The sequence below is a fragment of the Ruegeria sp. BK1 genome (assembly GCF_056535645.1).
The window spans coordinates 3,277,794-3,289,893 of record NZ_JBQFIS010000001.1; the positions used below are offsets into that span (position 1 = coordinate 3,277,794).

Annotated in this window: 10 protein-coding genes; 4 read left to right on the forward strand and 6 right to left on the reverse strand. The window is 61.5% G+C overall.

Annotated features, from left to right (window positions below; all coding sequences use genetic code 11):
- Nucleotides 1–16: 16 nt before the first annotated feature.
- Nucleotides 17–808: an HTD2 family dehydratase gene (locus tag ACR3E7_RS16270; protein ID WP_480505310.1), complete on the forward strand. Its 792-nt coding sequence runs from the start codon at nt 17–19 to the stop codon at nt 806–808.
- On the opposite strand, the gene ACR3E7_RS16275 is transcribed toward ACR3E7_RS16270, so the two are convergent.
- Nucleotides 800–1,834, reverse strand: coding sequence for an NAD(P)/FAD-dependent oxidoreductase (locus tag ACR3E7_RS16275; protein ID WP_480505312.1), 1,035 nt, complete (start codon nt 1,832–1,834; stop codon nt 800–802). The genes ACR3E7_RS16270 and ACR3E7_RS16275 overlap by 9 nt on opposite strands.
- 55 nt (nt 1,835–1,889) lie before the next feature.
- On the opposite strand from ACR3E7_RS16275, the gene mnmC2 reads away from it, so the two are divergent.
- Both mnmC2 and ACR3E7_RS16285 read left to right on the forward strand, forming a co-directional pair.
- Nucleotides 1,890–2,555 (forward strand): tRNA (5-methylaminomethyl-2-thiouridine)(34)-methyltransferase MnmC2, encoded by a 666-nt coding sequence (gene mnmC2 / locus ACR3E7_RS16280; protein ID WP_480505314.1) that lies wholly within the window; start codon nt 1,890–1,892, stop codon nt 2,553–2,555.
- Complete coding sequence (locus tag ACR3E7_RS16285; RefSeq protein ID WP_480505315.1) at nt 2,552–3,421, forward strand: DMT family transporter; 870 nt, start codon at nt 2,552–2,554, stop codon at nt 3,419–3,421. The genes mnmC2 and ACR3E7_RS16285 overlap by 4 nt, the downstream gene beginning before the upstream one ends.
- On the opposite strand, the gene ACR3E7_RS16290 is transcribed toward ACR3E7_RS16285, so the two are convergent.
- Complete coding sequence (locus ACR3E7_RS16290; protein ID WP_480505336.1) at nt 3,395–5,359, reverse strand: lytic transglycosylase domain-containing protein; 1,965 nt, start codon at nt 5,357–5,359, stop codon at nt 3,395–3,397. The two genes, ACR3E7_RS16285 and ACR3E7_RS16290, sit on opposite strands and share 27 nt — an antisense overlap.
- Nucleotides 5,360–5,493: 134 nt before the next feature.
- On the opposite strand from ACR3E7_RS16290, the gene dapA reads away from it, so the two are divergent.
- On the forward strand, nt 5,494–6,366 hold the full coding sequence (dapA, locus tag ACR3E7_RS16295; protein ID WP_170791158.1) for a 4-hydroxy-tetrahydrodipicolinate synthase: 873 nt from the start codon (nt 5,494–5,496) through the stop codon (nt 6,364–6,366).
- A 97-nt stretch (nt 6,367–6,463) separates the two neighbouring features.
- Here the strand turns inward: dapA and ACR3E7_RS16300 are convergent, their stop codons facing one another.
- The 4 genes from ACR3E7_RS16300 to pta form a co-directional block, all read right to left on the reverse strand.
- Nucleotides 6,464–7,336 (reverse strand): dimethyl sulfoxide reductase anchor subunit family protein, encoded by an 873-nt coding sequence (locus ACR3E7_RS16300; protein WP_170791156.1) that lies wholly within the window; start codon nt 7,334–7,336, stop codon nt 6,464–6,466.
- Nucleotides 7,336–8,085, reverse strand: coding sequence for a 4Fe-4S dicluster domain-containing protein (locus ACR3E7_RS16305; RefSeq protein ID WP_480505318.1), 750 nt, complete (start codon nt 8,083–8,085; stop codon nt 7,336–7,338). The genes ACR3E7_RS16300 and ACR3E7_RS16305 overlap by 1 nt, the downstream gene beginning before the upstream one ends.
- A 97-nt stretch (nt 8,086–8,182) precedes the next feature.
- Nucleotides 8,183–11,029: a molybdopterin oxidoreductase family protein gene (locus ACR3E7_RS16310; RefSeq protein ID WP_480505320.1), complete on the reverse strand. Its 2,847-nt coding sequence runs from the start codon at nt 11,027–11,029 to the stop codon at nt 8,183–8,185.
- A 56-nt stretch (nt 11,030–11,085) separates the two neighbouring features.
- Nucleotides 11,086–12,099, reverse strand: a complete 1,014-nt coding sequence (gene pta, locus ACR3E7_RS16315; RefSeq protein WP_480505322.1) for a phosphate acetyltransferase — start codon at nt 12,097–12,099, stop codon at nt 11,086–11,088.
- Nucleotide 12,100: the final 1 nt, after the last annotated feature.

The window sequence follows — 12,100 nt, forward strand, 5'->3', positions numbered from 1 at the left end:
TGCCTAGTCTGGCCCAATGCAACAGGACATCCAGACCGATATGATCGACCCAGCCCGCGCCTGTGCGATGCAGGCCGCGCTGGGTCAGAAACCCTCCATCTTGGCGGGCACAGATCTGCCCCCTTTCTTCCATCAGCTTTACTTCTGGACGCCCGAGCCGCCACAAGGACTGGGTCGCGACGGCCATCCGAAACGGGGCGGCCTGATCCCCGATATGGGCCTGCCACGCCGTATGTGGGCGGGGGGGCGGCTGAGCTTCCACACCCCTCTGGTCGCCGGTGAGCGGGCCGAGCGTCGCTCTGTCTGCGAAAGCACCGCGCGGAAAACCGGACGCAGCGGGCCTTTGGGATTTGTGACACTGCGCCATGAGATCTCGCAGCGGGGCAGGCTGTGCGTGACCGAATGGCAGGATCTGGTCTACCGCGAAGACCCAACTGGCCCGGCCCCGACACCCCCGAAGGCGCGGACAGATGAGACCGAGACGCAGCAAGTCGCCTTCGACACCACGTTGCTGTTTCGATACTCGGCACTGACCTTCAATGGCCACCGTATCCACTATGATCTGGATTACGCGCGCGATGTCGAAGGCTATGCGGGGCTGGTCGTTCACGGCCCGCTATTGGCGCAGTTGCTGATGCTGTTTGCCGAGGCGCGGATGGGATCTTTGGCGCGGTTTTCCTTCCGGGCGTCGTCGCCGCTGATGCATTTCGAAACCGCAACCTTGTGCCGGAACGGATCCGACATGTGGGTGCGCGGCCCCGATGGGCGTCTATGTATGCAGGCTGAGGCGCATCCTCGGTCAGAGTGACGCTTCGGGGCGGAAGTCCTCGGGGATCGTGTCGCGTCCCTCCAACATTAGATCGGCCATGACCTCGGCCACTTTCGGGGCCATGCCGAAGCCAATCTTGAACCCTCCGTTGGCGATGAACTGTCCATAATGCAGCGGATGTGCCCCCAGCATCGGGGCGCGGCTTTTGCTGCGTGGGCGAACCCCGGCCCAGCGTTCGATTACTTCGGCCCCGTGCAGCAGCGGCACGGCCCGGATGGCGCGGTCCAGCACGTCGTCCAGTGCTTCATCGGTGCTGTTTGGATCGTCATACTCACGTTCGGAGGTCGACCCAATCGCCAGCGTGCCATCCGCATGGGGGACAAGGTGAATGGCATCGGCAAAAAGCTGCGGCACTTCTCCGGCATCAAATCGCAAAAGGGCGGCTTGTCCTTTTACGCCATTGCCGACCGTCCTGCCCAAGGCGGTATTTAGTTCCTGTAAACCGGCCAAACCGGTGGCGTGGACAACCTGACCTGCGTCCGGCGCGTCGGACTGCACATGTACACCCATCACTTGCAACGCTGCGACCAACGCGGCACAGGCCCGGCGCGGGTGCATCCGCGCGCTGAGCGTGTCGTGGATCACAAATCCGGTCGGACTGGGCGGGCACCATGCGCCGACCTCTGTGGTCCTGACCACACGCCACTCGGCCCGACCCTGCCATAGTTCGGCCGCTGTCACCGCGCGAGCGTGGGCCAGATCCAACGTGCGTTGATCCGCGATGGGTTGCAGCCGCCCCAATCGCCCATAACCCGGTGAGACGCCGCCTGTGGCCTCAACCTGCGTCCAGAACGGTTCGGCCATGATCAGGCTGTCGAATTGAAAGGCTTTCTTGGCGTTCCAGTTCTCGGGCACGTGCGGGGCCAGCGCACCCACTAACCCGCCGCTGGAACCTGCGCCGGGGCCAAACGGGTCCACCACCTGAACCTTGGCGCCACGTCGGGCGCAGGTCCAAGCGATGGACAGGCCAAAGATACCCGCGCCCCGCACCGTCACATCGACCATTGCCAAACCTCATTTCCTTGTTCAGTGTCGCGCCGCTTAGCTACAGGATTCCCCGATGGCAGACCAGCGTGCCGAACTGACATGGCGGGACGGGCAGATCCCCGTCTCGGACCGTTTCGACGATCCCTATTTCTCGCTCCAGAACGGTCTGGAGGAAACGCGGCATGTCTTTCTGGCGGGCAATGATCTGCCTGCACGGTTCGTGCCGGGGATCCGCATAGCCGAGCTGGGATTCGGCACCGGGCTGAACATGCTGACGGTCTGGTCTGCGTGGGAGATCTCGGGCCAGACAACCCCGCTGAGTTTCACCAGTTTCGAGGCCTACCCCATGGGTCGCGATGACATGGCCCGCGCGCTGGACGCCTTTCCCGATCTGACCCCGTGGGCCGAGCGGTTTCTAAGCGCATGGCAGGGTGGGGCTTGTGATCTGAGCACCCTGCGGCTGGAGGTGATCGAAGGCGATGCGCGGAAGACTCTGCCTGCGTGGTCCGGGCAAGCGGATGCGTGGTTTCTAGACGGGTTCTCGCCTGCCAAAAACCCTGAACTATGGGGCTCAGACCTGATGCAACAGGTGGCGGATCACACGGCCAAAGGCGGCACTGCGGCGACCTATACGGCGGCCGGGTTTGTTCGGCGCGGACTGGCCGATGCGGGCTTCACCGTGGCGCGAACCCCCGGATATGGCCGCAAACGTCACATGACCCGCGCGGTGAAGGAATGAGCCAGCAGAACAATATCCGCGCCGGTATCGCGCTGATGATCGCGGCGACGGTTGTGTTTGCGTTGCAGGACGGGATCTCGCGCCATCTGGCGGCGACCTACAACACCTACATGGTCGTCATGATCCGCTATTGGTTCTTTGCGGCTTTTGTGATCGCATTGGCCGCACGCGCGCCCGGAGGGCTAAAGGCAGCGGCACAGACCAGCCAGTTGGGCTTGCAGGTCTTCCGGGGCGTCTTGCTCGCGGTCGAGGTTTGCGTGGCCGTGTTCGCCTTTACAGTGCTGGGCCTGATCGACAGCATGGCGGTGTTCATCTGCTATCCGCTGTTGGTGGCAGCGCTCAGCGGGCCGGTTCTGGGCGAAAAGGTTGGCTGGCGACGTTGGCTGGCGATCGGGGTGGGGTGCGTCGGCGTTCTGATCATCCTGCAACCGGGGGTGGGCGTGTTCAACCCGTGGGCCATTGTGCCGCTGATCTCGGCCTTTTTGTTTGCGTTGTATGGCCTGCTGACCCGCTATGCTGCCCGCAAGGACAGTGCGGCCACCAGTTTCTTTTGGACCGGCATAGCCGGGGCAGTGGCGATGACCCTGGTCGGCATGTGGTTCTGGGAGCCGATGGCCCGTGCCGATTGGGCGTGGATGTTACTGCTTTGCGTCGGAGGTGTCTCGGGTCACTGGCTATTGATCAAATGCTATGAGCTGGCCGAGGCCAGCGCGGTGCAACCTTTTGCCTATTTTCATCTGGTCTGGACCGCTATCATCGGTATCTCGATCTTTGGCGAAGCCCTGCGCGCCGAGGTCATTCTGGGCGCAGCTTTGGTCGTTGCGGCGGGCCTCTTTACCCTATGGCGCGAACGCCGCCAGGGTTGAACCCGTCAGCTCTTGCGAGAACGGCACCGGCAGGGCAGGCTGCCCCAGCCGTGCGCGGTAAACCGGCAAGCTTTCCGCCACGCGCATCACGTAGTTACGGGTTTCGCTGAAGGGGATGGTCTCAATCCAGTCGACCACGTCAATCTCGCCTGCCCGCGGGTCGCCATAGCGTTCCATCCACGAGATCGGACGGCCCGGCCCGGCGTTATAGCCAGCCGCCATCATCACCACATTGCCGTTGAAGTCCTCGGCCAGACCGGACAGGTAATTCGCCCCCAGCTTGGCGTTATACTGCCAGTCCGACGTGAGGCTCGAGGTCTTGTGCCCGCTAAGGATGCCCAGATTCCGCGCCACGTTCTGGGCGGTGGCGGGCATCACCTGCATCAGTCCCCGCGCACCTGCGCCGCTAATCACGACGGGGTCAAATTCGCTTTCGCGACGGGCAATGGCCAGCGTCATCTCTTTGGCCATCGGAAGACCCAGATCAGCCACCGGATGCACCGGGTAATAGGCCGCAGGCAAAACAATGCCCACTGTGGCCGCGCGCTTGGCAATCATTACGGCCAGATGGGGTTCTTTCAGTTCAATGGCCAAATCGCCCAGTTGGTTGGCTTGCGTGGAGTCCAGGCTTTCGACCAGATGAGTCAGGAACCGTTCCGACAGGTTGTCCTCACCAGCCTGCAACAGCAATAAACCGGCCTCTAACACGCTGGAATCGGCAAAATCCGCCTGCTTCCAATGTGGTGCCCGGCGCGGGTTCGCCAATTCGCTGTCAAATGGACGCCCAATCTGTTCGGCCGCCAGCAAACCATAGAATGAAGTCTGATAGTCCGCCCCCATCGCATAGGCCGCATAAGCCTTGTCCGCATCGCCCAGCGCCGCGTAGGCTCGCCCCAGCCAATACCCGCCGCGTCCTTTCGAGATCGGAGATGCCACTGCATCCGAGAAATTCTGGAAATGCCGCACCGCAGTGGCCGGGTCATTCAGTTTCCGCAGCGCCAGAAACCCGGCCAGCCACTCCAGATCGGCATAGCCATACCCATTTTCGGGCGTCATATGGTGATTGGCCGCGATTTCATAGGCTTTGGCCGCGCTGCCATTGCGCATCTCAAGCCGCGCCAGCCGGCGGCGGCCCTCGGCCCATTTGTCGGGCTCACCCAGTGCATCGGGCCCGGTCGAGCGCGCGAGCATCAGGTCAATCGCGCTGTCGTCCAGCTCTTTCTTGTCGCGCCAGACAAAGCGGTCAAAGGCCAGCCCAGGCGCATCCACCAGTGATTTAGGCACTGCGGCAACCTTGCCATCCACGCCGGGCTGGCGTTTTTGCAAGGCGATCCGCGCCACGGCCAGCTTGCGCTGATCGGCACTAACCAAAGGCAGCATCTGCCCCGCACTGACCAGATGGCCATCCCACAGCATCCGATCCAGCCGTGCCGTGTGATGAGGCCGCAGCATCGCCTCAAAATTCTCAAGATAGTTTTTTTGCAGACCCGCCCCCATGGGCATGGTCCGCCATGCGGTCACGATATCGGCCTCGGCATCCCCGGTGCGTCCCTTGGCCTTTAGTGCCACGGCGTAGTTCAGCGCCCCTTCAGCGGTTTGCGGAGGGAGGTCGTCATAGAACTTCACCACCCGGTCGGGATCAGCCCCGGTAAAGGCTGGCTCGCTCTTGCGCCGCAACCAGGCCAGGCCAGGCCAATCAGGACGTCGATCCAGAAATACCAGTACATCGCCCGAGGTCCCGAACCCTTCACGCAGCCAATGCCAGACGATGATATCGCGCGACACCGATCCTCGTGCACCGGATTCGCGCAACGCTGCGTTCCAATCACCCTTGCGCATCTCATTCATCCCGGCGCGCAGATCACCCACCGCGTCGGCCCTTGCTTGCCCGAATGAAATCAGAATCACAGCTGTCAAAAGCGCCAGAACGCGTGTCATGCCTTGCATTTCCCAACCAACCAAGGATAGAGCCATTCAGGATAAACCTTGCACCGCCGGGATCAACACACATCGCCAAGATTGTGATGCCGCGCGAGGCAAAAAATTGCTAACCGCACACCAAGGAGCGTGTCATGTTCAAAGGCTCAATGCCAGCCCTCGTCACCCCGTTCACAAACGGCGCGTTGGACTTGGATACGCTCAAACACTTGGTCGAGTGGCACATTCAGGAAGGCTCGACCGGATTGGTCCCTGTAGGCACGACGGGTGAAAGCCCCACGCTCAGCCACGATGAACATGAAACCGTCGTGGCCGAGGTGGTCAAGGCCGCCGCCGGACGCGTGCCGGTTATCGCGGGCGCGGGTTCAAACAACACGGTCGAAGCCATCCGCTTTGTGCAATTTGCTCAAACGGTTGGGGCAGATGCGGCTCTTGTCGTGACCCCATACTACAACAAGCCTACGCAAAAAGGGCTGATCGCACATTTCCGCGCGTTGCATGAATGCGCAGATATCCCGATCATCATCTACAATATTCCGGGTCGTTCGGTCATCGACATGTCACCCGATACCATGGGCGAGCTGGCAAAGTTGCCGCGTATTATCGGCGTCAAAGATGCGACAGGCGATCTGGCACGGGTCAGCCAGCAACGCGCCACCTGCGGTCCGGATTTCTGCCAGTTGTCGGGCGAGGACGCCACAGCGCTGGGCTTCAACGCCCATGGCGGCGTCGGCTGCATCTCGGTTACTGCAAACGTAGCCCCCAAACTCTGCGCCGAGTTCCAGCAGGCCACGCTCGCGGGCGACTATGCCAAGGCGCTGGACTATCAGGACCGTCTGATGCCTCTGCACGAGGCGATCTTCATCGAACCCGGCCTTGTCGGTGCCAAATACGCACTGTCCAAACTGGGCTTGTGCAGCACCGAGGTCCGCTCGCCGCTCACGGAATTGGAAGACAGCACCAAAGCCGCGATCGAGGCTGCGATGAAACACGCGGGCCTGCTGTAACGCCGGGCCTCAACTCGGGTCCGAACTTCATCTGGCCATAAATATCCCGGGGGTGAATTGAGCCGCAGGCTCAAGAGGGGGCTGGCCCCCTCATGCCCTATCGTTTGCCGTAATACAGCCCAACAACATGTTCGGCCTGCGCAAAGAACAACCAGCGTGACACCGCAACTCCTGCCAAATGAGACAACACCGCCAAGGCGGCAAAGAAATGGCTGAACGGCAGAACCAGCAGTAACACCGGGACCATGAAGGCCAGAACAAACGCGATGATGCGCAGTTTCTCGGCGTGTTTGCGACCCACCACAAAGACGAATTCGCGCAGAAGGTAGTTGGTTCCCGTATGCGGCGGTTCAAAGGCCCGTACCGCGCCGCGTGCACCCAAACCGGTGGCAGTGCCAAGGTCTGTGCCAGAGGTGGCAAAGGCTTTGTCCCCTAGCCACCAATAAAATGCCTGAACAAACGCCGCCGCCAGCAAAAGTGGAACTGCGAGGCTCGTCTGACCCGCCAAGAGCGCCCCACCAGCAAGGCTGAAGCTGAGAAACATGGCTGGTGTCAGTTTCATGTTCCAGCGCGGGATCGTTTTGAGTTGGGTATAGATCATCGAGGTTGTGAAAACGGTCGCCAAGGCGAATCCGGCGCCGATAAGGCCGAAAAGCCCCCAACGCTGGCCAAAGAAAACAAGACCAATGGCATAAAGCCCCATCACGAGCAAAGCGATCACAGCACACCAACCCTCACGGCTGAGCCAGCTGGAACGCCATTGGGTGAATGCCTTCAAAGCCCGTTCCGGGTGGCCAAGGTGGAAGGTCGAGGCCATCAGCCCTCCGACCGACAGGCCGTAGGCGATGACAAAAAACACAAAGGCCACCCAGCCCGAAACGTCAGGCATCCCGAGGCCCAGAAAGAACAGCAACCCAAATCCCAGGCCTGAAAGTGTGGTGAAGATGATGACGGAAGGGGCTGGATGCATCAGAGCTTCTCCAGTGTTTTATCGAGCCAACCAAGGAAGCCTTTGGGTTCTTCAGCGACTGGGGCCAGAAGCGGGGCGAGGATGTCGATCTGGTCCTCAATCTGGTCCTTGGGCCGCGGCGGCAGGTATTTGTTGACGGGTTTGGTGCCCATTTCGGGCATCAGATCCATGCCCTCGCGTTCGGCGACCAGCTTGCTGACATCGCTTTCCGGGTCGCCGAGGTCTCCGAAATGACGAGCGCCGGCGGGGCAGGTGCGCACGCAGGACGGCACGCGATCCACCTCGGGCAGGTTCTCATTATAGATGCGATCCACGCAGAGGGTGCATTTCTTCATCACTCCCTCCGCCCGATCCAATTCGCGCGCGCCATAGGGGCAGGACCACGCACAAAGCCCGCACCCAATGCAGTCGCTTTCATTGACCAGAACGATCCCGTCCTCGACCCGTTTATAGCTGGCCCCGGTGGGGCAGACGGTGACGCAGGGGGCATCCTCACAATGCAGGCAAGACTTGGGGAAGTGGATGAGTTGTGCGGGACCTTCAGCGGGTCGCACCTCGTAGGAATGCACGCGGTTGAGGAATGTGCCCGAAGGGTCGGCCCCATAGGCGTCCTGATCCGACAGTGGCGCGCCGTAGTTTTCGGTGTTCCAGCCTTTGCAAGAGATCACACAGGCGTGGCAACCGACGCAGGTGTCAAGGTCGATGACGAGGCCCATTTTGCGGTCGGTCGATGAGGGGAGCTGGGTCATGTGCTTTGACCTCCGCGTAGGTGGTGAGGGTCGGTGCGAGGGGCCAGCCCCTCGCGCTCCCCGGGATATTTTTGGCCAGATGAAGATTGGATCCTGCTCATTTGCCAACCTTCCATGCCAAGTCCTTGGGGCCGGTGCCGACTGGGGACTGAATCGGGGCGAATTCCGGCTGGCTTTCGGCGTCGGATGGCGGATCGGCCTTTTTGATCTTCACCTTGAGGTCGAACCACGCGGCCTGCCCGGTGATCGGGTCCGAGTTGGCCCAGCGCATTCCGTCGCCTTTTGGGGGGAGGAGTTCATGGATCAGGTGGTTCAGCAAGAAGCCCTTGGTGGCTTCGGGCGCGTCCACTTGCAGGGCCCATGCGCCTTTCCGTTTGCCGATTGCGTTCCACGTCCAGACGGTGTTGTCGTTGAGCGCGGCCATCTCCATCACCGGAACGGTGATTTCGCCGTGGGGCGAGGTGACTTTGGCCCAGTCGCCGTCTTGTAGCCCGTGTTCACGCATCAGTTTGGTCGGCACGTAGAGCGGGTTGCGTCCATGGAGTTGCCGTAGCCACGCGTTCTGGGTGCCCCAGGAATGGTACATCGCCATCGGGCGTTGGGTCAGGGCGTTGATGGTGAAGCCTTCGTTGCCCTGCTGGTCGGTCTCGTACCAGATGGGCAGCGGGTCCATCGTGTCTTTGAGGCGCTGACGCAGTTGCTCGGGGGGTTGTTTGTCTCCGTGCCCTTCGGCGGCCAGTTGGAACTTGCGCATCGGCTCGGAGTAGAGCTGAAACAGATAGGGTTGCGGGCTGTCATAGAGGCCCATGCTGACCGCCCAGTCCTGATAGGCCGTGTTCCACGGTTTGTAGTAATCCGCACCTTCGGGGATATGGGCGACGTAGAAACCGCCATTGTCTATATAGCGGTTCAGCTGGTCTGGATTGACCGCGCCGCGCCCTTCTTTGTCGCCATCCTCGCCCCGGAAACCCGCAAGCGGTCCGATGCCCGGTTTGCGTTCGTGGTTGACGATATAGTCGGCGTAGTCCTTCCATTTGGGCGTGCCGTCTTCGTTTGTGAAGCCCGGCAGGCTCATGCGGTTGGCCAGTTCGATCAGAACCGACTGGAACCCGCGCACGTCGCGGTCGGGCTCGACCACTGGCCAGCGGATCGCGTCGGCGGCGGCATCGGCCTCGCAGATCGGGCGGTCCAGCAGCGAGATACAGTCGTGCCGTTCGAGATAGGTGGTGTCGGGCAAGATCAGGTCGGCATAGGCCACCATTTCCGAGGAATAGGCATCCGAGTAGATGATCTTAGGGATGACATATTTGCCGTCTTCGGTTTTGGCCGAAAGCATCTCCATCACGCCCTTGGTGTTCATGGAGGAGTTCCACGACATGTTCGCCATATACATGAACAGCGTGTCGATCTTGTAGGGATCACCAGCGGCGGCGTTCGAGATCACCATATGCATCAGCCCATGGGCCGACATCGGGTTTTCCCAGGTGAACGCCTTGTCGATGCGCTGCGCGTTGCCGTGTTCGTCCAGCAGCAGGTCTTCGGGGCCGCGTGGGAAGCCAAGGTGCGGGCCTTCCAGAGGGCGACCGGGGCGGCGGTCTCCGTGCGGGGTGGGGTGCGCCTCGACCGGTTTGGGGTAGGGTGGTTTGAAGCGGAAACCGCCGGGGACCTCGACCGTGCCCAGCAGGATTTGCAGCACGTGCAGGGCGCGGCAGGTCTGAAAACCGTTGGCATGGGCTGAGATGCCGCGCATGGCGTGGAAGCTGACCGGGCGGCCTGTCATTTTCGAATGTTTTTCGCCCCGGAAGTCGGTCCATTCGTGGTCCAGCTCGATCGCCTCGTCAAAGGCGACGCGCGCGATTTCGGCCGCAATCGCGCGGATGCGTTTGGCCGGGATGCCGCAGCGGTCGGCGACTTTTTCGGGGGCGTGGTCGTCGGACAGGTATTTCTCGGCCATCAGGTGAAAGACCGGGCGGTGCGTAACGCCGTCTTTGTCATAGGTGGCTGACAGGTCCGGACGGACACCGGGTTTGTCAAAGGCAGTTGGTTCGCCAGTCACGCGGTCGATGACAAGTGGCTTGCCGTCGTCGTCGCGCAGGAACAGCCCCTTCTCGGGGCCTTCGGCGGCGTTCACCAGAACAGGCGCGTTTGTGTAGCGGCTTAGATAGTCGAGGTCGATCCTGCCCGCTTTCATCAGCACATGAATCAGCGACAGGATGAACAGACCGTCGGTGCCGGGCGTAATCCCGACCCAATCGTCGGCCACCGCGTTATAGCCCGAGCGGATCGGGTTCACCCCGATCACCCGCGCGCCGCGTGCTTTGATCTTGCCGATGCCCATCTTGATCGGGTTGCTGTCATGGTCTTCGGCCACACCAAACAGCATGAACAACTTGGTGTGGTCCCAATCGGGCTGGCCGAACTCCCAGAACGCGCCGCCCATTGTGTAGATTCCGCCCGCCGCCATGTTGACCGAGCAGAACCCGCCATGGGCTGCATAGTTGGGAGTGCCGAAATTCTGCGCCCAGAAGCTGGTGAAACTTTGGCTCTGGTCGCGGCCGGTGAAGAAAGCCAGTTTTTGCGGGGCTGTCTCGTGCAGCTCGTTCAGCCAGCCGACAGCGGTGCTGATCGCTTCGTCCCACTCGATCTCGCGGAACTCGCCCGAGCCACGCGGGCCGACCCGGCGCAGCGGTTTGCGCAAGCGCGAGGGCGCGTTAACCTGCATGATTCCCGCGCTGCCCTTGGCACACAACACACCCTTGTTGACGGGGTGATCGCGGTTGCCCTCGATATAAGCAACTTTGCCGTCTTTCATGTGGACGTTGATGCCGCAGCGGCAGGCGCACATGTAGCAGGTGGTCTTGCGGACCTCGTCGGAAACCTTGGGCGAGGTGTCGATCACTGGCTGGTTCAAATGCGCCCCCTTTTCATCTTGCGACCCGATCATTCCCACGTTTTACGAAAAATCGGAATAATTTTTTCGTTTTTACGCCTTTGGACGACTTATGTCCCGGCATCATTGTGTTGCGCCTGAACGGCGGTGACGGCGATCATGTGCAGGATGTCTTCGGACGAACAGCCGCGCGACAGGTCGTTTGCGGGTTTCGCCAGCCCTTGCAGTACCGGGCCGATCGCCTCGACCCCACCGATGCGCTGGGCGATTTTATAGCCGAGGTTCCCAGCATTCAGGCTGGGGAAGACAAAGACATTTGCCTCACCCTTGAGCGGTGACTCTGTGGCCTTGGTTGCGGCGACTTCGGGAACGAAGGCGGCGTCGAATTGCAGCTCTCCGTCGATCAGCAAGGTTGGGTCCTTGGCGCGTGCGATCTGTGTGGCCTCGACGACTTTGGACACTTTGGGATGTTCTGCGCTGCCCGAGGTGGAGAAGGACAGCATCGCTACGCGCGCCGTATCGCCGGTCAGGGTGGTGTAGGAATCAGCCGAGGCACGGGCGATTTCCGCCATCTCTTGCGCGTCTGGGTCCACGACCAAGCCGCAATCGGCGAAGATGCGGGCGCCTTTGACGTCGTGATGGTCCTGACAGAACAGCATCAGGAAGAAGCTGGACACCATCGCGGCCTCGGGCGCGGTGCCGATGATCTGCAACGCGGCGCGCACGGTGTCCGAGGTGGTTTCGACCGCTCCGCCGACCGTGCCGTCGGCGATATCCTGTTGTACCAGCATGGCAGCATAGGTCAGGCGGTTGGTGATCTGCTGGCGCGCCTCATCCAGCGTCAGGCCCTTGTGCTTGCGCCGCTCATGCAGGGCCTGTGCAAGGCCGGGCGTCAGGTCAGAGGTGGCCGGGTCATGAATGTCGATCCAATCCGGGTCATATCCCTCGTGTGCGCTGAGAAGGGCCGAAACCTCGGCCCTGTCTCCGATCAGTATGATCCGCGCAACATTCTCTTTCACGGCCTTGACGGCCCCTTCGACAACGCGGGGATCGTCGCCCTCGGACAGGGCGATGATCTTGTCCGACGCGCTTGCCGTCCCGAGAATGGCGCGCAGAGGCTTCACG